Origin of the sequence: Pseudomonas sp. NyZ201 (assembly GCF_049860765.1) — a bacterium.
Taxonomy (GTDB): Bacteria; Pseudomonadota; Gammaproteobacteria; order Pseudomonadales; family Pseudomonadaceae; genus Aquipseudomonas; species Aquipseudomonas bharatica.
In genome coordinates this window covers 3,204,479-3,227,616 of the sequence record NZ_CP187557.1, presented here as the reverse complement: position 1 = coordinate 3,227,616, position 23,138 = coordinate 3,204,479, and the positions used below count along the sequence as shown (strand labels likewise).

Annotated in this window: 17 protein-coding genes and 1 pseudogene; 15 read left to right on the top strand and 3 right to left on the bottom strand. The window is 64.3% G+C overall.

All coding sequences use genetic code 11. The features are described 5' to 3' along the window. Positions 1-79: 79 nt before the first annotated feature. The 13 genes from ACPFMA_RS14355 (at position 80) to ACPFMA_RS14295 (ending at position 16,053) form a co-directional block, all read left to right on the top strand. Positions 80-562, top strand: coding sequence for a CS1 type fimbrial major subunit (locus ACPFMA_RS14355; protein WP_425928029.1), 483 nt, complete (start codon positions 80-82; stop codon positions 560-562). 144 nt (positions 563-706) lie between these two features. Continuing rightward, entirely contained in the window at positions 707-3,211 is a 2,505-nt protein-coding gene (locus ACPFMA_RS14350; protein WP_425928028.1) for a TcfC E-set like domain-containing protein, read from the top strand. 20 nt (positions 3,212-3,231) lie between these two features. After that, a complete protein-coding gene (locus ACPFMA_RS14345) occupies positions 3,232-4,401 on the top strand; it encodes a hypothetical protein (protein ID WP_425928027.1) in 1,170 nt (389 codons plus the stop codon). Positions 4,402-4,420: 19 nt separating this feature from the next. Continuing rightward, entirely contained in the window at positions 4,421-5,152 is a 732-nt protein-coding gene (locus tag ACPFMA_RS14340; RefSeq protein WP_420056485.1) for a molecular chaperone, read from the top strand. A gap of 171 nt (positions 5,153-5,323) precedes the next feature. After that, complete coding sequence (locus ACPFMA_RS14335) at positions 5,324-5,950, top strand: response regulator transcription factor (RefSeq protein ID WP_064304516.1); 627 nt, start codon at positions 5,324-5,326, stop codon at positions 5,948-5,950. Between the two features lie 40 nt (positions 5,951-5,990). Continuing rightward, a complete protein-coding gene (locus ACPFMA_RS14330; protein ID WP_425928026.1) occupies positions 5,991-9,581 on the top strand; it encodes a transporter substrate-binding domain-containing protein in 3,591 nt (1,196 codons plus the stop codon). 103 nt (positions 9,582-9,684) lie between these two features. Next, positions 9,685-10,881, top strand: a complete 1,197-nt coding sequence (locus ACPFMA_RS14325) for an EAL domain-containing response regulator (protein ID WP_420056488.1) — start codon at positions 9,685-9,687, stop codon at positions 10,879-10,881. Between the two features lie 115 nt (positions 10,882-10,996). Beyond that, positions 10,997-11,461 carry a YbjN domain-containing protein gene (locus ACPFMA_RS14320; RefSeq protein ID WP_009402208.1) on the top strand — a complete coding sequence of 155 codons (465 nt, stop codon included), beginning with the start codon at positions 10,997-10,999 and terminating at the stop codon, positions 11,459-11,461. Continuing rightward, positions 11,458-12,399, top strand: a complete 942-nt coding sequence (locus ACPFMA_RS14315; RefSeq protein WP_425928025.1) for a peptidylprolyl isomerase — start codon at positions 11,458-11,460, stop codon at positions 12,397-12,399. Before ACPFMA_RS14320 ends, ACPFMA_RS14315 begins: the two co-directional genes overlap by 4 nt. A 253-nt stretch (positions 12,400-12,652) precedes the next feature. Then, a complete protein-coding gene (locus tag ACPFMA_RS14310; protein ID WP_425928024.1) occupies positions 12,653-13,324 on the top strand; it encodes a helix-turn-helix transcriptional regulator in 672 nt (223 codons plus the stop codon). Positions 13,325-13,332: 8 nt separating this feature from the next. Further along, positions 13,333-14,130, top strand: a complete 798-nt coding sequence (locus ACPFMA_RS14305) for a PhzF family phenazine biosynthesis protein (RefSeq protein WP_425928023.1) — start codon at positions 13,333-13,335, stop codon at positions 14,128-14,130. After that, entirely contained in the window at positions 14,127-15,047 is a 921-nt protein-coding gene (locus tag ACPFMA_RS14300) for a pyridoxal-phosphate dependent enzyme (protein ID WP_420056491.1), read from the top strand. Before ACPFMA_RS14305 ends, ACPFMA_RS14300 begins: the two co-directional genes overlap by 4 nt. Positions 15,048-15,147: 100 nt before the next feature. After that, entirely contained in the window at positions 15,148-16,053 is a 906-nt protein-coding gene (locus ACPFMA_RS14295; protein WP_009402199.1) for an SDR family oxidoreductase, read from the top strand. Between the two features lie 45 nt (positions 16,054-16,098). Here the strand turns inward: ACPFMA_RS14295 and ACPFMA_RS14290 are convergent, their stop codons facing one another. Both ACPFMA_RS14290 and ACPFMA_RS14285 read right to left on the bottom strand, forming a co-directional pair. Further along, entirely contained in the window at positions 16,099-17,217 is a 1,119-nt protein-coding gene (locus ACPFMA_RS14290) for an aminotransferase (protein WP_425928022.1), read from the bottom strand. A gap of 195 nt (positions 17,218-17,412) precedes the next feature. Next, the gene (locus ACPFMA_RS14285) at positions 17,413-18,039 is read right to left on the bottom strand and encodes a helix-turn-helix transcriptional regulator (RefSeq protein ID WP_425928021.1); all 627 of its coding nucleotides are present in this window, start codon (positions 18,037-18,039) and stop codon (positions 17,413-17,415) included. A gap of 149 nt (positions 18,040-18,188) precedes the next feature. Here ACPFMA_RS14285 and ACPFMA_RS14280 point away from each other — a divergent pair. Beyond that, positions 18,189-18,692: pseudogene (locus ACPFMA_RS14280) on the top strand (DUF4142 domain-containing protein); the annotation flags it as partial. Between the two features lie 150 nt (positions 18,693-18,842). Further along, entirely contained in the window at positions 18,843-19,010 is a 168-nt protein-coding gene (locus tag ACPFMA_RS14275; RefSeq protein ID WP_158467808.1) for a hypothetical protein, read from the top strand. Positions 19,011-19,014: 4 nt separating this feature from the next. Here ACPFMA_RS14275 and ACPFMA_RS14270 read toward each other — a convergent pair whose 3' ends face one another. After that, entirely contained in the window at positions 19,015-23,136 is a 4,122-nt protein-coding gene (locus ACPFMA_RS14270; RefSeq protein WP_420056493.1) for a CheR family methyltransferase, read from the bottom strand. Between the last annotated feature and the right edge of the window lie 2 nt (positions 23,137-23,138).

The window sequence follows — 23,138 nt, the reverse complement described above, 5'->3', positions numbered from 1 at the left end:
CTTGATAGCAAATAATTCGCCCCGTCCGGCGCTCTCGCCGGGCGATCGGAAAATTTGCCACCCAACAAGGAAATTGGTCATGAAATACAGCGTTCTCGCACTCCCACTGGCATTGATGATGGCGGCTGGTACCGCCCTGGCCGCCGACCCGATCGAGAAACAGGTCACCGTGACCGCGAGCATCCCGACCGAAAGCTTCTACGTCGAGCCGGTAGGCGGCAACTGGATGAACGAGCCGCAGGACATGGCCTGGAACTCCTTCCAGCAAACCCTGCAACCGATTCGCAAGCAGCTCCAGGTACGCAGCACCACCGGACCGATCTCGGCCTACCTGACCAACCCGGCGACCATCACCAGTGGCGCCGACACCATCGGCCTGGACGTCAGCGTCGCCGGCAAGTCCCTGACCCTCACCTCCGCCGAGGTGATCAGCAAGGAACTGGCCGCGCCCGGCGCCATCGTCGGTTTCGAGGTAGCTGCCAAGGCTGCAGGTGCCGGCGGCTATGTCCCGGGCAACTACCTGGGCGTGGTGAACATGATGTTCGAGACCACCGCCGAGTAAACCCGGGCCAGTCCCTCCCTTTCCGATCGTCCCCGGTCCGGCGCTCCCCATGTCGGGCCGGGGGTGATCGGTCATGCTTCCATCCGCGACGAGCAATCACACATGTCTCTTGCGACATCCATACGAATGGCGGTGGGCTGCTGCATGGCCGCCGTCTGGCTGACCGACGTCAGCGCCAGGGAAGAGACGGGGAATACCAGTCAGCTTGGCATCCTGCGACAGGCCGAAGGATTGCCGAAGGAATTCGACGAACACTTTTTCGATGTACCCCTTGCCGTGCGCATCGACCTTGACGGTCGCCTGCTCGGCGAAGCCATGGTGGTACTGAGCCGTGACGAACGGGTTCAACTGCTGGAATTCACCGAAACCCACGAAAGCCGCGAACCGGAAACCGTGCGCCAGCGCTGGGGCGAGGTACTGCAGGCCGGGCAGGCATTGGGCAATTGCATCAAGGCCTGCCCCCAGGACCTGGTGGCAGTGCACTACAGCCTGGTCAATTCGCAGCTGTCGATCCTGACCCGCAATGCCGAACGCGACCAGCAGGCGGCCTGGCACGTCTTGCCCGAACAGGGCAGCCAGGGCGTGATCCTGCGCAACCAGCTCAACCTCAGCCGCGACGGCCAGGAAACCGTCGGCCGCTACGCCCTGCGCGGGCAGGGCAGTGTCGGCAACTGGACCACGGTGGCCGAGGCCCAGGTCGACCGCAGCAACGAAGACCGGCCGCAAACCCGGCACCGGGTGGACGAACTGTTCGCCGAACGCGTGCACCAGGACAACTTCTTCCGGCTCGGCTATTTCACCCCCGGCGCCCAGGCCATGAGTCGCCAACCGCGCCTGCTCGGCAACAGTCCGGACACCACCCTGGGCCTGATGTACGGCAGCAGCGACAGCCTGGCGATCGACAACGGCAAGGCCAGCGCCACGCCCATCTATGTCACCCCCAACCGTCCCGGCATCGTCGAGATCTACCGCAATGGCCAGTTGATCAACAGCCAGCCTGTACAGCCCGGGTTGCAGGCCATCGATACGCGCGTGCTGCCGGGGGGCATCTACGAGGTGGAAGTGCGCCTGGTCGAGGATGGCCAGGTCACTTCGCGCAACGAGGAATTCATCTACAAGCCCAACAACTGGAGCAACAACGCCTCGCCCTGGCGCTACAACCTGTACCTGGGCAAGCAGAGCGAACTGCTCAGCAACTGGGACGACGAGGACTACGGCGGCTTGGCCGCCGGTGTCATCACCAACTACCTGCTGCACCCGCGCCTGGTGGCCGGGGCCTCGGCCCAGCGCATCGATGGACAGATGCAGTATGGCACCTCGCTGGACTGGGATGCGCTTGACCGCCTCAAGGTGTTCGGCAATGTGTTCCACACCGACCAGCGCGGCAATGGCTACGACCTGCAAGGTGTGTGGCACCACGCGTCGGGCAGCGTGGTCCTCAGCCACAACCGGTCCTGGCTCGAATACCCGCGACAGCGCCGCCTGGATAGCTATGAGAACAGCGAGGACTATGGGCGCGACCGCGACCAGACAGGCAGTCGCGAGCTGCGCCAGTCATCCCTGTCGGTCAGCCAGCGCGTCACCCGCAAGAGCACGGCGACCGTGCGCCTGAGCCATAGCGACGGCGGCTACGGCAACAGCGGCGTGGCCCTTGACCTAGGCTGGTCGCATCATGGCCAGGTGATGGGCTCGGATGCCAACTGGCGGTTGGCGCTGTTCGACCGCCCGGGCAACTCCAGCAGCGGCAACCAGCGCAACCGCGGCGTCAACTTCAGCCTGAGCATGAGCCTGGGTGGTCCCGGCCGGCGCATTTCCGGGAGTGTCGGCACTCGCACTTCACGCGATGGCGGGCGTGACCTGAACACTTCGCTGACCTACCAGCAGGACATCGACGGCAGCACCCTGCGCAGCGTCGGCGGAACGCTCAACGGCGACCGCTACGGTGTCGGCCTGGCCGCCAACGCGCAGTTCGAGAACCGCGCGCTGCATGGCGACGCCTATGTGCAGAATTCCTCCTACAACAATCAAGTGAGCGGCGGCCTCAACCTGGAAAGCACCCTGGCCATCGGTGGCGGCAAGGCAGCCCTGAGTGGCCAATACCTGCCTTACGAGGCGGGGCTGATCGTCGACGTGGAATCGGACTACCCGGAGCTGAAGCTGCGGGTCGACGACCTGGACGGCCACACCAGCCTGCTGAGGCCGGGGCGCAACGTCATTCCGGTGAGTGCCTACAAGTCCGGCAGCGTGCAACTGGACTTCGAAGGCGAAGGCGCACCGACGGCGGTGATCCAGCCGTCCTCACTGAGCTATCACCTCAACCGTGGCGGTGTCGACTACCGCACGCTGCGGGTCATGCGCACGGTGACCGTGCTGGGCCGCCTGCTCGACCACCATGGCCAGCCGCTGCGCGGCGCCATGGTCATCAACCATGCCAGCCGCAGTGTCAGCGAAGCGGATGGCTTCTTCGCCGTTGAAATGAGCGAATCGACGCCAACCCTGGAAGTCCGCCAGGGCGGCCAGCGCCTGTGCCTGCTGCGCCTCGACACCGGCGCCCAGCGCCAGGACGACGTCGTGCTGGCTGGCGACCAGGTCTGCTCGCCCGACAGCCTCGCAGCGAATGCCCCACGCAACCCGGGAGGTGACGCTTGATGCCTTGCAAGCAATCCATCATGACCAGAACCCTGTTGATCGGCCTTGCCCTGCTCGTGCTGCTGCTCGCCTTGCCCGCACAGGCGGCGGAGGTCACCGTCACCGCGGAGTATCGCGGCGGCGGCAACGAATTCATCAATACAACGCCGCAGGCCGCGTTCTGCGGGCGCTGGCCGCATTACTGCAACGGCGTGGAAACCGTCGGGATCCCGCTTACCTATGACAAGAAGACCACTCACAGCGCGCCGGACCACCGCGACCTGTTCTACATCAGGGTGCCAGGGCGCCGCACGGTGACGGTGACCCATGAGCTGACGGGGGAGGCGTACCAGTTGACATTTGAAATCTTCGCCATCAGCCAGTACGTTGCAACGACCAGCAACAGCCCGGTGTACACGCTTTATGTACGGGGCGGCTGCAATTATCTGTACACCCTGGGAACGGGGGCCTGGGCATCTTACCTGTGGAGTGTGAAAAACCCCGGGAATCCGGACTATTGCTATCCCGTCGGTAGCCCCGGAAGCCCTGGAATGGAGCGGAACGTGTCGGTGAGTGACTTCGGCGTGGCCTATCGCCTGGTGACCCCGTCGCCACTGCGCATGAAGCAAGGCATGTACCGCGGGCAGGTCACCTACCAGGTGGGCCCGGGTGCCGACTTCGACTTCGGCAACGACGTCAGCAACCTCAATAGCAATACCCTGACCATCAACTTCGAACTGGACGTGGTCCACGCCTTCGTCATCGATTTCCCGGCCGGCTCCGAGCGGGTGGTGCTTGAACCACCGGGCGGCTGGACGCAATGGCTGAACAATAAACGCCTGCCCGAGCGCCTGTACCGCGACCTGCCGCTGCGCATCTGGTCGTCGGGGCCGTTCACCGTGCACACCCGCTGCGAGTACCCGTTGGGCGGCCAGTGCGCCATCCGCAACGACGCCAACGACCACCAGGTGCCGGTGCAGGTCGCGCTGACCCTGCCCAGCGTCATCCTGCATAACGGCCAGCCGGTCAGCCGCCTGCCGTTGCCGGTAGGGGAGGCCACGGCAATCCGGATGGACGCCACGCAACCGGCAATCAACCGCGGTGGCAGCCTGCATTTCCAGGTGGACAAGAGCGCGGTCAGCGAGATGACCCGCTATCCCGGCGCCCGCTACGAGGGCGATGTCACGGTGGTGTTCGATGCCGATTTCTAGGTTTTGCTCAGGAGCGCTCATGAAAAACCTGCTGTTCACTCTGGCCCTGGCCTTGCTGGCGGGGACGGTACAGGCCGGCCCGCAGATCAATGTCGGCGGTCTCTACGACTACCTCGACGGCGGTACCAGCACCTTGCTCAAGCGCGTGCGCAACCTGGGCGACACCACCGCCTTCGTCAAGGTCAGCGTGGTCGAGGTGATCCATGACGGGCAGGGGCCCGCCCGGGAAATCTCCCATGAACACCTGCCCGTGGCCGAACGCCCGCTGATCGCCAGCCCGGCCCGCCTGATCGTCCCGGCCGGAGGCATGCAGGCCGTGCGCCTGCTCTACCGCGGCGCACGCGAACAGGAGCGCTACTTCCGCCTGCGCTTCGTGCCGGTGCTGCCCGAGCACGGCGATGGCTTCGCCATCAGCGATGAAGAGGCCGAGCGCTACGAGCAGGAACTCAAGGCCGGGGTCAACATCCTGGCCGGCTACGGGTCGCTGCTGTTCATCCGTCCCCAGCAAACCCGCTATGACACGGATATCGCCGAGCTGGACGATCAGTTCCGGGTCAGCAACCAGGGCAGCGCCACCGTGGTGCTCGATCATTTCAATGATTGTGATCGCAGCGGCAAGCAATGTGCCGTAGCCACCAAGCACCATATCCGCCCCGGCGTATCCCGGCTGTTCGCCCGGGCGCCGGGGCGGGTGTACCGCTTCGAATTGATCGAGGGAGAAGAGCGGCGACGTGTCGAAATCAAGGGTTGAAGCGCGCTATCGGAAATTTCCCTCAACCAGATGGGAATTGTCCGATGCACATAGGCCTGTCCGGCAACCGATACTGCTGGCCATAAGGTGGTGGCACTTTGATGCTATTGCGACTGGTTGCCATTCAGTATTACCCGCCGACAGGTACGTCACCCAGAAAGTGAGGGATTCATGTACAGAGCCATGATCGTGGACGATCATCCGTTCATTCGCGCCAGCGTGAGGATGCTGCTGCGTCAGGAGAACATCACCATCGTCGCCGAGGCCGATAACGGCGTCGATGCCTTGCGCATGATCCGTGAGCACGAACCGGATATCGCCATTCTCGATATCTCCATTCCACGTATGGACGGGCTGGAGATCATCACCCGGGTCAAGGCGGCGAACATGGCCATGAAGATGCTGGTGTTGACCTCCCAGGTCCCCGGTTACTTCTCCCTGCGCTGCATGCGCCTGGGAGCCTCGGGCTTCGTCTCGAAGAATGACGACCTGACCGAGCTGCGCAAGGCGGTGATGGCGGTGATGTCCGGCTACACCTACTTTCCTGAGGTGTCCCTGAGCTCGGTTAACCGCTACGACTGTCAGGCCACCGAGTCGCAACGCATCGAGCGCCTGACCGATCGCGAGTTGCTGATTCTCCAGCAACTGGCCCGTGGCCTGAGCAACAAGGCGATCGGGGAAGCCATGCTGCTCAGCAACAAGACCATCAGCACCTACAAGACCCGCCTGCTGGAGAAGCTGCGGGTCGATTCCCAGGTCGACCTGGCCGATCTGGCCAGGCGTCATGAACTTATCTGACGGGCGCAGGCCGATAAAACGCATCCTCAGGTGGCTGCTCGTGCTCGGTCCCTGCCTATGGCTTGGCGCTGCCCTGGCCTGGGGTGAAACACCGAGCCTGCTGGCCCGCTCCAGCCTCGGTGACGGCCTGCACCTGCACCTCAAGGATGATGACCGGCAGTGGCTCCGGGCGCGGCGCACCCTGTGGCTGGGGGTCAGCCGTCCGGACCGGGTGCCGTTCGATATCACCACCACCGGACGTGATTACGAGGGTCTGACCGCCGACTATGCCGGCCTGCTGGGAGAATTGCTCGGCGTCGAGATTGGTGTACGCCGCTATGCCAGCCGAAGCGCCGCCCTGGATGCGCTCAACCGCGGCGAAATCGACCTGCTCGGCACCGCCAATGCCGACGAAGCAGCTCGCAGCGGTTTGCTGCTGTCACGCCCATATGCGGAGAACCGGCCCATGCTGGCCAGTCGCAGTGACAGCGCGCAAGCCCCGGACCTGCGCAAACCCGGTATGCGCCTGGCCCTGCGCGAGGGCTATCTGTCCGAGGCGCATGTGCGCGAGCTGTTCCCCCAGGCGTTGCCAACCTTCTACCCATCGATGCTCAACGCCCTCGGCGCCGTGGCCTTCGGTCAGGCCGATGTGTTTCTCGGCGACGCCCTGGGCACGCGCTACCTGTTGCACAAGAGCTACCTGAACCAGTTGCAGCTGACGCCGGCCGATCCCTTTCAGGATGGCCATTACGGTTTTGCCCTGAACCCCGCGAACCGGCGCCTGAAGGATCTGGTCAACCTGGCCCTGGCACAGATTCCCGAACTGACCCGCCTGGACATCCTGCAACGCTGGAACGCCGGCACCCGCGAGTTCATCGAGCGCGAACAACTGGACCTGACCCTGGCCGAGCAGGACTGGCTGCAGCGCAATCCACGGGTCAGGGTGGCCATCGACGACCAGTTCCTGCCAATCAGTTACCGCGACGACAACGGCGCATTTCGCGGTATCACCGCCGACCTGCTGGACCTCATCACCCAGCGCAGCGGGCTGGCCTTCGATATCGTCGATAACGGTGGTTTCTACGACATGGCCCGGCGCCTGGAGGCGAACGAGGTCGATCTGCTGGCGGCGCTGCCATTCAGCCAGCGCCGCCAGCAGCAGGTGGGCTTCACCCGCTCCTGGCTGAGCAACAGCCTGGTCCTGGTAACCCGTGACGGGACCCGTCTGGACAGCCTCGACCAACTGGAGGGCAAACGCCTGGCCCTGGTCGAGGGCAGCGTGCTGGAGGACTACCTGCGCGAGCAGCACCCGGGTATTCGCCCGCTGTGGAACGACGGCCCGCTGCAGGCCCTGGAGCGGGTCGCCAGCGGTGAAGCCCATGGTGCGGTGGTGAGCCTGATAGGCGCGCGCTACAGCATCGCGCGCTTTTACCGCGGGCAGTTGCAGATCAGTGCCGCGCTGCCGGTGCCGGCGTTGCATTTCGCCTTCGCCGGCCGGCGCGATGACCATCAGCTGCTGTCGATCCTGAACAAGGCACTGCTGAGCATCAGCCCACAGGAAATGGACGAGCTGACCAGTCGCTGGCGCAACGAGGTGATCGTCGCCGACACCTATTGGCGCAAGTACCGCGGCATGATCCTGCAGACCTTCCTGATGGCCGCGGCCCTGTTGTTTCTCGCGGTGTACTGGATCCGCGGCCTGCGCCGGCAGGTGCGCAGGCGCCAGGCGGCGGAAAAGGCGCTGAACGAACAGGTGGAATTCATGCGGGTCATGATCGACGGCACGCCCAACCCGATCTACGTGCGCGACCGCAAGGGCCGCTTGATCACCTGCAACGTCAGCTACCTGGACGCCCTTGGCGTTTCCTTCGAAGCGGTAATCGACCAGGCACTCCCGGAATGGTTGATCGGCGCCGCCCAGGCCCGGCATTGCCGCGAGGCCTACCGCCAGGTCATCGCCCTTGGCGAGGCGGTGGTCGAGGATCGCGAACTGGTGCTCGGCGGCCGGCGCATCACCATCTACCACTGGATGCTGCCGTACCGCGGCAGCGACGGCGAGGTCAACGGGTTGATTGGAGGCTGGATCGATATCTCCGAGCGCCAGCAGCTCTACGATGCACTGCAGGTGGCCAAGGACGACGCCGAGGCGGCCAACCGGGCCAAGACCAACTTCCTGGCGACCATGAGTCACGAAATCCGCAATCCGCTCAACGCCTTGCTGGGCATGCTGGAGCTGGCGCTGCGCAAGTCCGAGGATGGTGTTCTCGACCGCCTGGCCCTGGAGGTCGCTTCCGGCGCGGCACGGGGTTTGCGTGACCTGGTCGGCGACATTCTCGACATCACGCGGATCGAGTCGGGCCATCTGACCCTATCACCGCAGCAGGTCGACCTGTATCGCGAGGTGGAAAGCACGGTACGCCTGTTCGAGGGCCAGGCCCGGCAAAAGCGCCTGCAATTGAAGCTGGACATGGACGGCCAGGGTCCGGTGCAGGTACTGCTCGATCCGCTGCGTTTCAAGCAGATACTCTCCAACCTGATCAGCAATGCGATCAAGTTCACCGACGAGGGCCAGGTCTGCGTGAGCCTGGCCCTGGATATCGGCGGCGAACGGGTTGGCCTGCACCTCTCGGTGGAGGATACCGGGGTCGGCATTCCGGCCGACGAACTGGAGCAACTGGGGCGTCCGTTCCGCCAGGCCAGCAACAACCAGCAGGGCGCGCGCAGCGGATCGGGGCTGGGCCTGAGCATCAGTCATGCGCTGTGCGCCATGATGGGCGGCGAGATGCAGCTGTGCAGCACCCTCGGCGTCGGCACGCAGGCGCGCTTGCATCTCGACCTGCCGCGCCTGACCCCTTGCCCGGGGGTGCTGGCCAGCCTGCCGCAGCCCGAGGCCGGCGACATGGCCGCGCTGGACATCCTGGTGGTGGACGATTACCCGCCCAACCGCCTGTTGCTGCAACAGCAATTGAGCTACCTCGGTCACCGCGTGGCCACCGCAGCCGACGGCCACGAAGGCTTGCGCACCTGGTTGCGCCAGCACTTCGACGTGCTGATCACCGACTGCAACATGCCCGGCATGAACGGCTACGCCCTGGTCAGGGCGATTCGCCAGGACCAGCGGCGCAAGGCCAGGCCGGCCGCGCTGCTCCTGGGCTGTACCGCCAATGCGCAGGCGGAGGAACGCCTGCGCTGCCGGCAGGCGGGGATGGACGATTGCCTGTTCAAACCTCTCGATCTCACGGAACTGGCCGCCAGGCTGGCACCTTGTGCCAGGGGCCGGCGAACCGTGGAACCCGGCGCCGAGGGTGGACTGGGAGCGGGCCACGACCTGTCGGGCCTACGCCAGCTTACGGGCGGTGACGACCAGGCGATCAAGGACCTGCTGCGCGATCTGCTGGTCAGCAACCGTGACGACCTTGTCCGCCTGGTCCAGCTGCACCCCGACGACCTCGGCGGGCTGGCCGACCTGGTGCACCGGGTCAAGGGCGGCGCACGGATCATCAAGGCCCGCCGCCTGTTGCGTGCCTGCGAGAACATCGAGCAGGCGGTCAACGGCCAGCGTCCGGTGCAGCCTATCGACCCATTGGTGGACGACCTGCGCCTGGCCATGACCAGCCTTGGCCAGCGCCTGGAACAGGTGTGCCAGGCATGAGCGAGTACAGGAGATTTTTCGGCTGCTGCCGGGAAGTCGCCTGATTCAACCGCAGCGAAGCGATAGCACCATGAGGCCTGGGACCTTTGTGAGGAAAGTGGACGTGCCTGCCAAGTCATTGAGTGTCTTGATTCTTGAAAACCAGTCGTTCCAGCGCGCCATCGCGGTGAAGATCCTCGGCCAGCTGGGTTGCCGGGAGATCTTCGAAGCCTGCGGTGGCAGCGAGGCCCTGGCCTTGCTTGACCGCATCGGTCGAGTGGACCTGGTGGTCTGCGATGTGCGCATGGAGGGCATGGACGGCCTTGAATTCATCCATCGTGCAGCGCAGGCGGCGCTGATCGGCGGGGTGATCGTCAGCAGCGGCCTGCACCCGGAAGTACGTCGGGCCATGGCACAACTGGTCAACGGCCTGGGCCTGGCCTTTCTTGGCGATGTCGGCAAGCCGCTGCAATTGGGCAGCATGCGCCAGGCCCTGGACCTCGGCCGCCAGCCCGTTGTGCTGTCGCTGCCGGCGCCGCAGCGGGCAGCGCCGATCAGCGAGGCGGATATTCGCCGCGGCCTGTCGTACAAGGAATTCGTCGCCTGCTACCTGCCGCGCTGTGACCTGGGCAACGGCGAGATTCGCGGCGTCGACGTGATTGCCCAGTGGCAGCATCCGAACCTCGGCACACTGGCGCAAAACCGCTTCCTGCCGATGGTCGAGCACTGCGGCCTGCTCGACGACCTGCTGGTGGTGTTGCTCGAACAAGGGCTGGAGCTGCAACGGGCCTTGATGTCGCGCGGCCAGGTACTGCGCATGTGCTTCGCCCTGCACCTGAAGCAACTGGACAATCGCAGCCTGACCCGCAGGATCAAGTCGCTGATGCAGTTCCAGCGCTCGATGGGGCAGGGTATCGGTTTCGAACTGGTGTTCGATGGCCCGGCGGAACCCTCGATGATTCACCTCGAAGGCCTGGTTCGCTTGCGCCTGCTCGGTTGCGCACTGGTGCTGGGCGAGTTCGGCACCCGCGCCGGCTCGCTGCAGCGCCTGTGCCAGTTGCCGTTCAACGAGATCCGGACCTCCGCCCGGTTCATGCATGAGCTGGAAAACCACCCGCGCCATCGCGCAGTCCTGAGGGCGGCTCTGAACATGGCCAGCAGGCTGGGCCTCGGCATCACGGTGACCGGCGTGGAGAGCGCCGAACAGCATCTGCTGCTGATGGAAATGGGTTGCCTTCAGGGCCAGGGGCGCTATTTCGCGCCGTTGCTGACCGAGGACGGATTGCTCAGGCGCCTGGGCGATGGACCACGAAATGGATGAACGGCAGCCTGGATCGGCGCAGGAAGGTTTGCGTACGCGCTATACCGACTACTATCAATGTGCTACAAATTTTGCCTTGCAGTTCAAACCATTAACCGCACAAGGAAGTTGATTCATGACTGAAACCACCCTGATCCAGTTCGTCACCGCCGATTCTCTGACCACCTTGCTGCAGGACGCGGGGTGCCGGGTCAATCGCATCGAACAGAACCAGGTCGTGCAGTTGCAGACCGCCAGCCAGGGCATCGGTTACTCGGTGCGCTTCGGCAACCAGGGCAAGGAAACGGGCGAGTTCCTCGACTTCACCTTCAGCTGCGCCTTGCGCGTACAAGGCGAACTGCCGGAAAACCTGGCCAACCAGTGGAACTATTCCCGTCGCTTCTCGCGCCTGTCGGTCCAGGGTGAGTTCCTGGTCCTGGAACAGGACGTGGTGGTCGCCGACGGCGTCAGTGCGCAGCATCTGGCGGGCTCGTTGCTGCTGTGGGACCGCGTGCTGCAGGAGTTCGTCACCTACCTGCGTGACTTCAGCCGCAACGCTGCTGCCACCCAGGCCGCCGCCGAAACGGCCAGCGCGTCGTGAGCCGCAAGCTCTGGGCCGGGGTCGGGGCCCTGGCCGTCCTGGCACTGGCAGTGGGGCTGGCGCTGCGCCCGGGTACCGACCCGGTCGCGGCCAGTCGCGCGGTACCTGAGGCGGGGCAGGGCGGCACCGAGCTGGCCAGTCTAGGTGAGCAGAAGATCGACGCCGAGGAGCTCAAGGCATTGTTCGCGCAATTGCCGGTGCAAGCGCGTCAGCAACTGAGCAACGACCGGCCGGCCCTGGAAACCTGGATTCGCGCCCGGCTCGCGGAAAAGGCCCTGTACCAGCAGGCCGAAGCCAAAGGCTGGTCCAAGCGCCCGGAAGTTCAGGCCCAGACCCGCGCCGCGACCGAGCAGATCGTGCTGCGTAGCTACCTCAACAGCGTGACTGCGGTGCCACAGGACTATCCCAGCGACGAGGAGCTGAAACAGGCCTACGAAAACGGCAAGGCGGGCTTCCAGGTGCCGGCGCTGTACCGTGTCAGCCAGATCTTCCTTGCCGTGCCGGATGAAAACGCCCTGGAATCGGTGCGCAAGCAGGCCCAGTCCCTGGCCAAGCGGGCCCAGGCCGGCGATGCCGACTTCGCCGAACTGGCGCGGTCCTACTCGCAGGACGCCGGCAGCAACACCCGCGGTGGCGACACCGGCCTGCAACCCTTGAACCAGTTGTTGCCGGAAGTGCGCGGCACGGTGTCGAAAATGAAGGTGGGCAGTGTCAGCGAGCCGCTGCAGAGCTCGTTGGGCCTGCACATCATCAAGCTCACCGAACAAATGCCGGCGCGTACCGCGACCTTCGACGAGATGCGCGCGCAACTGCGCGATGCCCTGCGTGCCCAGCGCCAGGAGCAGGCGGCCAAGGACTATGTCGCAGGCATGTTCAACACGGCGTCGCTGACCATCGACGGCAAGGTGCTGAACCAGGTGGTCGAGGCAGAAAAGTAGGCCCCACCGTCCCCCACAGGTGTCGGTAGAGCAAAACATAACTCTTTGATTTGCAAGGACCCTGTGGGAGCGGGTTTACCCGCGATTGTTGAATTCACTACAGCAATCGCGGGTAAACCCGCTCCCACAGGATACGCGTCATGCATTGGAACTGTTCTCTGGGCGACATCGCAGCCTGAAAAACTGGCCTTTTGTTGAAATATCAACTTGGTGTTGATATTTTCCCTGTCCGCCTGCAACGGACAGATTCCCCATGCCCCCCGAACGCCAATTGGTCCTCAACGTCCTCCACGCCACGGTGCGCATGCTTGGCACCGTACTGGGCCGTAATACCGAGGTGGTCCTGCACGACCTGACGCGCCCTGAACACTCGGTGCTGGCCATCGTCAATGGTCATCTCAGCGGCCGCCAGGTAGGCAGTCCGATCCTTGCCGGACCTCGCCATGACCGCGGTTTCGACGCTGTGCTCCACGCCGCCCTGGAAAAGGGCAGCCAGGCGCCGGTGGTGATCGGCAATTACCCGACCCTGGGCCACGACGGCAAAGCCTTTCGCAGCGCCACCGCGGTTTTCCGTGATGCTGCCGGCGAGCCCTTCGCCAGCCTGTGCGTCAACACCGATCTGAGCGGCATCGCCGCTGCGCAGGCCTGCCTGGAGCAACTGCTGGCTACCGCCGAGGACCCTGCCCAGCCCCCGGCACAAACCCCTGACCTGGAACAACTGATGACCCGCATCATCGACGGCGCCCTGCAGGACGCCCGCGTCCGCGGCATACGCTTTGGCAAGGCGCAGAAGCTCGAAGCGGTGCGGCAGATGCACGACGGCGGGCTGTTCATCGTCAAGGGCGCGGTGGAGAAGGCCGCCGCAGCCCTCGGGGTGAGCCGCTATACGGTCTACAACTATCTCGAAGAAATCCGCAACGGATGAGGAATCCCATGCAACTTCCGATCTATCAGGTCGATGCTTTCAGCGACGGCATCTTTGGCGGCAACCCGGCCGCGGTGTGCCCGCTCCAGCACTGGCTGGACGACGCGACCCTGCAGCGCATCGCCGAGGAAAACAACCTCTCGGAGACCGCCTACTTCGTCGCCGAGGGCGAGGGCTACCGGCTGCGCTGGTTCACCCCGGGTACGGAAGTGGACCTGTGCGGCCATGCCACGCTGGCCTCGGCCTGGGTGCTCTTCAACGAACTCGGCGCCACCGAGCAGACCCTGCGGTTCTTCACGCGCAGCGGCGAATTGCGCGTCAGCCGTGACGGGGAGCGCCTGGCGCTGGACTTCCCGCTCAAGGATCCGCAACCGACGCCACTGCCGGAGGGGCTGGCCGAGGCCCTGGGCTGCGAGATTCTGGAACTGCACCGCAGCGACGACTACATCGCCGTGGTGGCCAGCGCCGAGGTGGTCGAAGGACTGCAACCGGACTTCGCGGCGCTGAGCAGTCATGACGTACGGGGTGTGGCCGTGACCGCGCCGGGCGTCGGTGAATTCGATTTCGTCTCGCGCTGGTTCGGGCCGCAGGTCGGGGTCAACGAAGACCCGGTAACCGGCTCGGCCCATACCTCGCTGGCGACCTACTGGTCGCAGCGCCTGGGCAAGACCCGCCTGAACGCCCGCCAGGGCGGGGCACGCCAGGGGCAGTTGCACTGCGAGTTGCCGGGCAACGGCCGGATCATCATCAGTGGACGGGGCGCGCTGTACATGCGCGGCACCTTGTACCTGGGAGTGGCCGAATGAGCTTGCATATCGATACGCCGCTGCTGGAGTCGCGGCCATTGAGCCTGGCGAACGGGCAGCAGATCTGGTTGAAAATGGACGCCCTGCAGCCTTGCGGGTCGTTCAAGCTGCGCGGGATCGGCCTGGCCTGCGAGCATTTTGCCCGCCAGGGCAAGCGCCGCTTCGTCTCCTCGTCGGGCGGCAATGCCGGGATCGCCGTGGCCTACGCCGGGCGCTGCCTGGGTTTGCCGGTCACCGTGGTCGTACCGCAAACCACCACCGAACGCGCGCGCCGGTTGATCCGCCAGGAAAACGCCGAGGTGATCGTCCACGGCAAGCTGTGGCAGGAGGCCAATGAACTGGCGCTGTCGCTGGTGGGCGCCGATGATGCCTTCATCCATCCGTTCGACAACCCGCTGCTCTGGCAGGGGCATGCCAGCCTGGTGGATGAAGTGGCAAAGGCCGGAATGAAGCCCGATGCCGTGGTCGTGGCGGTCGGCGGCGGCGGCCTGCTGTCGGGCGTCGGTGAAGGATTGCGGCGCAATGGCTGGTCCGATGTGCCGGTTTTCGCGGTGGAAACCCGCGGCGCTGCATCCCTGGCGGCGGCCATGGACAAGGGCGAACTGGTCAGCATCGACAGCATCGCTTCCGTGGCCACCAGCCTTGGCGCCAAGCGAGTGTGCGACGAGGCGTTCCGGATCAGCCAGCAGATGAACGTGATCAGCCACGTGGTCAGCGACGTTCAGGCGCTGGATGCCTGCGAACGCTTCCTCTCCGATCACCGCGTGCTGGTCGAACCGGCCTGTGGCGCCGCCCTGGCCCTGGCCTATGCTCCGAGCGAAGCGCTACGCCGGTATCGGCGCGTGCTGGTGGTGGTATGCGGCGGCGTCACGGCATCCATCGAACAGATCCGCGAATGGCGCAACGCCGCGGACTGACCGCCTGTCGGTACTGATCCCGGCCCGGACAAACCTTCCCCGGCCGCATTCGCTCTCACCTCCACGAACCTGACGTTTTCCGTTCCGTGGAGGTGTTCCGATGTCGACGAAAAAACACGATCAGTTCAGCATGCAAAACCCGCTGACCCAATACCCGCAGCCGCCGTTTCCGGCCCAGGGACAGCCGGCGCCAGGGCTGGATGCGAAGATGAATCCCGAACCGGACCACGGCGAGGCGACCTACAAGGGCTTCGGTCGCCTGGCCGGGCGCAGGGCGCTGATCACCGGTGCCGACTCGGGCATCGGTCGCGCGGTGGCCATTGCCTTTGCCCGCGAGGGGGCGGATATCGCGCTCAATTACCTGCCGGTCGAACAGGCCGACGCGAGGGAAGTGGTCAAGCTGATCGAGGCGGAGGGCCGTCGCGCCGTCGCCATTCCCGGCGACCTCAAGGACGAGCAGTTCTGCAAAAGCCTGGTGGACCAGGCCCATGAGCAACTGGGCGGCCTGGACATCCTGGTCAACGTGGCCGGCAAGCAGGTGGCGCGCAAGGACGTAGGGCAGGTCAGCAGCGAGCAGTTCGACGCGACCATGAAGACCAATGTCTACGCACTGTTCTGGCTTTGCCAGGCGGCCGTGCCCTTGATGCCGGCGGGGGCGACCATCATCAACACCGCCTCGATCCAGTCCTACCAGCCTTCGGCGACGCTGCTGGACTACGCGACGACCAAGGCGGCCATCGTTGCCTTCACCAAGGCCCTGGCCAAGCAGGTGGTCGAGCGCGGTATCCGGGTCAATGCGGTAGCGCCTGGGCCGATCTGGACGGTGCTGCAGCCCAGCGGCGGCCAGCCTGCGGAAAAGATCCCGCATTTCGGCGAGCAGGTGCCGATGAAACGGCCCGGCCAGCCGGCCGAATGCGCCCCCTTGTACGTGCTGCTGGCGTCGCAGGAATCGAGCTATATCACCGGGGAGGTGTTCGGGGTGACCGGGGGCAATCCGTTGCCGTGAGGCGGATGGTTCCAGGGCCGCCTGGCGGTCCTGGAACCCGATGGCTCAGATCTCCCGGAGGAACTCCGATACCAGCGCCAACCCTTGCTCCATCACCTGCCGATCATTGGCAAAGCCAATGCGCACATACCCCTCGATATCCAGGGCACTGCCCGGTGTGAACATCACCTCCTTGGTCTCCAGCAGCTTCACGCAGAACGCTCGTGACGGCATGTCCACGTCGATCTTGAGCAGGGCAGTGGTACCGGCCCTGGGCTTGACCCAGGACACCCGCGGTTCGTTCTCCACCCAGGCCTCCAGCAGTGCCAGGTTCTCCCGGGTGATGGCGTGGGCGCGATCGAGAATGTACCGGCGGTTCTCCAGGGCGATGCAGGCGAAGTGATCGTCGAGCATGCCGACGCTGATCGTGTTGTAGTCGCGATGGATCGACACGGCATGGATCAGCGCCTGCGGCGCGACGATCCAGCCCAGGCGCAGCCCGGCCAGGGAGTAGGTCTTGGACATGCTCGCGGTACTGATGCCTTTCTCGTACAGGTCGGCGATCGATACGGTGAAACCATCGCCATGCTGGTCGGTACCGCGATAGACCTCGTCGCACAGGAGCCAGGCGTCCACCGAGCGGGCGATCTCGACGACCTCTTCGAGCAGCGCCCGGTCCATCAGCGAACCGGTCGGGTTGTTCGGGTTGTTCAGGGCGATGCCCCTGGTATTGGCCCTGACCATACCGCGCAACTCGTCGGGATCGGGAAGGAAAGCGTTTTCTTCGCGCAGGCGCAGGATCGACACCTCGGCACCGTAGCTCTGCGGAATCGAATAGTGCTGCTGGTAGGTGGGTGCGACCGACACCACATGGTCGCCAGGCTCCACCAGGGTTTCATAGACCAGTGCGTTGGCGCCGATGGCGCCGTGGGTAACGATCACGTTGTGCCGTTGCTGATTGTCGTAGAGCGAGGCAATCAGGTCGCGCAGGCGCTCAGAGCCTTCGATGGCGCCGTAGGTCATCTTCATCGGCAGCAATTCGCCGAGGATGGTCCCGCTCTTGCCGGCGAACTCCAGCAACTGGCCGATGGTTATGGAGTCGACGCAGGTCTCCGCCAGGTTGTAGCGGCACTGGGTCTCATAGGCGTTCATCCAGATCTCGACACCAAATTCCTTGATCTTCATAAGGTTGTCTCGCTTTCTTGAAGCAGGTTGGTAGGACCCGGGTAAAGCCATTTATAGCCTTAAAGTCTACCGTAGACAACAAATCTCTTTGAAAGAACAACGCGTACCCTGTGGGAGCGGGTTCACCCGCAATTGCGATGGTGAATTCACCATTGCAATCGCGGGTAAACCCGCTCTCACATAATCTCTTGAAAATCAATGAGCTATAGGAGCACTCTCACGCAAAAGCTTGACCCATTTGAACACCGTCGCCCGCCCCAGGCCCAGAACGCTGGCCACGTAGTCGGCAGCGCTGCGCCCCTCGAAAGCCCCTTCGGCATACAGGGCTTCGACCAGCGCGCGCTTGTCCTTCATCCCCAGGAGGCTCAGCGATAGCTGACGCTCGGCGAGCCAGGCGTGGAGAAAGGTGTTGATGCGCTCCTGCCAGTCGTCGCGGAACAGCGCTTCCGGCTGGGGCAGCAGGCGACTGACCTGGAAAAAGGCGTTCAGTGCCTCGCGGGCCTGGTCCAGCACCGAGAAATTCAGGTTGATGCACAACAATGCCTCGGCCTTGCCTGCCTCATCGCGCAGCACGCTGGTGATGGAACGGATTTTCTGGCCGTTCGAGTTGAGCTTTTCATAGGGGCCGAGGCTGGATGCCTGGTCGAAGTCACCGGGCAGTTCGTCCAGCGCCGAATCGTCGCCAAGCTGGCGCTTGGAGAAGTTGTTGGCGATATGCACGACCGTCTGGCTGGCCAGATCGTGAACGATCACCTCCGCGTGGGGGAACAGCAGGGTGGCGATGCAGTCGGCAATGGTCTTGTAGTTGTCCAGTTTCTTCATGGGGGGGACGGTGGCGTGTGCAAAAAGGGCAACCATCATAGCCCCCGGGCAAAAAAGATGAACCTCGGGCCAAGCCTTCGGCTCAGAACAGTTAGCGACACCTAAACAGGTTGCAACACCAGAACCGGAACTGAAGCGAGGATTCAACGATGAATACACTGTTGCGTAGCGCGGGCTTTGCCCTGGCTTTCACCCTGGCGGGCGCGGTGCATGCCGCCCAGGATGCCGATGACTTCGTCGAGGACGCCTCGGCCAAGGGCGTCGCCGAGGTGGAAGCGGCCAAGCTGGCCCAGGAGAAAGGCACCGCAGCGGATGTGAAATCCTTTGCGGCGATGATGCTCAAGGACCACGGCGCGGCCAACGAGAAGCTGAAATCCCTGGCCGCAAGCAAGAAGCTTGAAGTGTCGAGCGACGCCGACCTGATCGACAAGGCCAAGGCCATGATCCTGGAACTGCGCGGCGCCAAGTCGTTCGACCAGGCCTATGCCAACAACCAGGTCAACGCCCATGAAGCGACCATCAAGCTATTCGATGACTACGCGAAGGATGGCAAGGACGCGGAACTGAAGGCATTCGCCGCCGAGACCCTGCCCACCCTGAAGGCTCACCTGGAAAAAGCCCGCCAACTGGCTGCAGCCCATGGCGGCAGTTCGGTAGGTTCGGGGGCGACCACCCGCGATGCGACCGATCCGGTGGTGCCTGGTCCAGGCGGCGTTCCGACCACCCCTAAAGACCATTCGGAAACGACCAAGCCTTAAGCTACCAAGGGCCGCTTCGCGGCCCTTTTTCTCAGGAGAACCCGCATGCCCGATCACGACATGCCACCCGGCCAGTTGGAACCGTCAAGACCGCAGGTCGAGATTCCCGACGAGCACGACAAGGCACCGGATCCGGACGCCGACCCCTCGCTTGGCGACGAGCAGGAGGAACCCAGGGGCGTGCCGGCCAGTGACCCCGAGTCCGGCGCCTAGCGCCCTAGCGCCCCAGCACCGCCCGCACCGTCTCTTGCAACACCTCGAACGCCACCGGCTTGTCGACATGGGCATTGAACCCTGCCGTCAGCGCCTCGGCCTTGTCCTGGCTGGCGCCGAAGCCGGTCAGCGCAACCACGGGCAGCGCGTTGAAGCGTGAGTCGGCGCGTATCCGGCCTATCAGCTCCAGCCCGTTCATCACCGGCATGCCGAGGTCGGACAACACCAGGTCGAAGACGCTATCGCCGTCCAGCCGCTCCAGCGCCTCGAGCCCGTTGCTTGCCAGGGTCACCTCGGCGCCTTCCAGCTCCATCAGCGCTTTCATGATTTCAAGAATGTCCTCGGAGTCATCGACGATCAGTACCTTGAGCCCGCTGAAATCGCCCGGTGTCAGGTCGAGCTCGCCGACCATTGGCTGTTCGTCACGGCTGTAGTGCGGCAGCCAGACGCTGAAGGTCGCACCCAGTCCCAGCCCGGCAGACCTGGCCTCGACCCGGCCGTGATGCGCCTCCACCAGCTCGCGCACCAGCGCCAGGCCGATGCCCAGGCCGCCACGGTTCTGCCCGTGGCGGTGCTCCGGCACCTGGCCGAAGAGGTCGAAGATCAGCGGCAACGATTCGGCGGCGATACCCTGGCCGGTGTCCTGCACGTCGAATCGCACATGGCTGCCTTCATCTACCAGGCGCAGGCAGATGCGACCGCCGGCATCGGTGAATTTCAGGGCGTTGTTCAGCAGGTTCCAGATGATCTGTTCGATACGCACCGGGTCGGCGTCGATCACCAGGGGTTCCTGGGCATCCTCGGGCAATTGCAGTTCGATAAGGATACGTTCCTCGGCCGCGTCGTCCTTGGCCACCGCGGCAATATCGCTGAGCAATTGCTGGAGCAGCACCGGCCCGCGGTTGAGCTTGAGCTTGCCGGTATTGATCCGGGACAGGTCGAGCAGGTCGTCGATGATCCGCGCCTGGCTGCGTACCGCGCCAAGGATGGTATCCAGCGCCCGCCCGGCCACGGCATTGCCGCGCACCAGGGGCAGGCGGGTCATCAGTTCGCCGTTGAGCTGGATCAGGTTGAGCGGGTGCTTGAGCTCATGGGACATGACCGCGAAAAACTCGTCCTTGAGCTTGCTGGTGTTACGGCTCTGCTGCAGTTGCCAGACCTGCTCGGACTCCTGGCGCTTCTTGTCGGTGACATCCCGGCCGATCTTGGCGAAGCCGTGCTGGCCGTTGTGCAGGGCGGTGGTCACGCCGCTGCAGAAGAAGCGACTGCCGTCCTTGCGCTGCAACCAGCGCTCGTCGTCGGCACGGCCATCCCTGCGGGCCAGGCGCAGTTCTTCCTGGAGCACGCCGTTTTCCCGGTCTTCGGGCAGGAAGATCAATTCGGCGCTGCGGCCCAGTACGTCTTCCTCGCTGTAGCCGAAGGTGCGTTCGGCGCCGCGGTTCCAGGTGGTGATCAGGCCCTGGGCATCCATGGTCAGGATGATGAAGTCCTGGGTGCTTTCGGCCGCCAGGCGCAGGCGTTCCTCGCCTTCGCGCACGCGCTCCTCGGCCTGGCGCCGCTCGGTGATATCGATGAAGGTCAGTACGGCGCCGTCGATCAGGTCCTCGGTGGTGCGGTAGGGCAGCAGCCGGGCGATATACCAGCGACCATCGGTGCTTGGCACCTCGCATTCGATGATGCGCAGCGACTCGAAGGCGGCCACTGCGTCATCGGCCATGCCCGGGTAGTCGAGGCGATGGGTGATGTCGAGCAGCGAGCGGCCGGTGTCCGAGGGAATGATGCTGAAGATCTCGGTGGCCCGCGGCGTGTAGGACTTGATGCGCATGCGCCGATCGACGAACACCGTGGCGATATCGGTGGAGGCGATCAGGTTCTGCAGGTCGTCGTTGATCTTGCCGGTTTCCTCGACCTTGCTCTTGAGTTCCTGGTTGACCGTGATCAGCTCTTCGTTGATCGACTGCAGCTCTTCCTTGCTGGTTTCCAGCTCCTCGGTGGTGGAGCGCAGCTCTTCGTTGATGGCCTGGAGTTCTTCGTTGGAAGCCTTCAGCTCTTCGGTGGAGGTCTCGGATTGCTCCACGGTGGCCTGCAATTGCTCCTTGGTCCGGTGCAGCTCGCCTTCAAGCTGGGAGAGCACGCTGTCCTTGCCGTCGTCGCGGATACTCTTGACTTCGGCACTCATGGTTTCCTCGACCTCGTCGAACAGTACCAGGACGAAGTCGGCATCCAGGTCGCGGAATGGCCGGGCCACCATGTTCACGTAGTAACTGCGCCCCTCGCGCTCGAGCTGCACGCGCCGCGCCTCGATGCTCTTGCCGGTCTGGAAGGCCTGGAACAGCGCAGTACGCAGCTCCAGGCGCAGTTCAGGCAGCACCTGCACCAGAAGATTGTGCGACGGTTCGCCGCCGACATAGCGCAGGAAGCGCCCGGCGCGATCGGACATGTGCACGATGTCCGAGTCCTGGTTGACCACCACGCTGGGCGGGCCGTACTGCTCCAGTACGCGCTGGTGGACCTCGGCGAAGGACACCTTGCGCCGCTCCAGGTTGCGCTCGACATTGGGCAAGGAAAACCCGGTGAAGGCGTTGAGGGGCAGGGCAGGGGTCGGTCTTCCCAGGCTGGAACTGGCCTTGGCCCGGTAGATCCGGTTCTTCTTGTCCACGGGGGTGAACAGGTCGAGGCAGACGTCCGCCGATTCCGAACTGCCGAGGAACAGGTAGCCACCCGGGGCCAGGGCGAAGTGGAACATCTGCAGGATGTCCGCCTGGACCTGCCGGTCGAGGTAGATGAGCAGGTTGCGGCAACTGATCAGGTGCAGCTTGGAGAAAGGTGGGTCGCGCAGCAGGTTGTGCAGGGCGAACAGCACGCGCTCGCGGATTTCCTTCTTGACCCTGAAGTGGGTCTGCTCCTTGGCGAAATGCTGGCGCAGGCGTGCCGGCGGTATATCGGTGACCACCGCCTCGGGATAGACCCCGGCCCGGCCGACGCCGATGGCATGTTCATCGATGTCGGTGGCGAACACCTGGAACTTGTGGCTGGCATGGCTGAAGTCGAGATGATCGGCCAGCAGCATGGCGATGGAGTAGGCCTCCTCGCCGGAAGAACAGCCTGCCGACCAGGCCCGTACCGTGGGGTCGGTTTCGCCGGTGAGCTCGAACAGGCGCGGAATGATTTCCCGCTCCAGCGCTTCGAAAGCCTCGCGGTCGCGGAAGAAGTTGGTCACGCCGATCAGCATGTCGTCGAGCAGGGCGCGGGCTTCCTCGGTATTGACGTTGAGGAAGTCGCGATAGGCCGGCAGGTCGCTCAGGCGGTTGACCTGCATGCGCCGCTCGATCCGGCGCAGTACGGTGGCCCGCTTGTAATGCTTGAAGTCATGGCCGGTGCGGGCGCGCAGGATGATGATGATCTCGCGCAGGGCGGCATCGGCGGCGCGCTCGTCCTCGGCGGTTTCGGGATTGTGCAGCGGCGCCTCGATCTCTTCGCCCAGCGGCAACTCGATGCTGCGCATGTTTTCCCACAGTTCCACCAGCTTTTGCGGCATGTCCACCACCGGCAGGACGAAGTCCACCTGGCCAGTGGCGATGGCGTTGTGCGGCATGCTTTCGTATTCGGCATCGTCCAGGGACTGGGCCAGGGTCACCCCACCCTGTTCCTTGACCCTCACCAGCCCGGCGCTGCCGTCGTTGCCGGCACCGGACAGGACGATGCCGATGCTGCGATGACGATGGGCGTCGGCCATGGTGCGGAAGAACACATCGATGGCGATATGTCGCGGCTGGCCACTGGGCCGCTCGGTAACGCGCAGGTAGCCGTCGAGCATTTCCAGCTGCATGGCAGGGGAGATCAGGTAGACGTGGTTGGGCTCGATCGGGGTGGGCTTGGTCACCTGCTGCACGGGCATGCGCGTGACCTTCTGCAGGATGCGGTCGGCGCTGCTCTCGTGTTCAGCCGAAAGGTGCATCACCACCACGAAAGCCATGCCGCTTTCATTGGGCATTTCTTCGAAGAAATGCAGCAGCGCGGCCAGCCCGCCTGCGGAAGCCCCCAGGCCAACGATGGGGAATGGCAGGAAACTGGGCAGGGAAGTGTAGGGCGTCTCGGCCTGTAGCGTCTCGTCGGGTTTGTTCATTC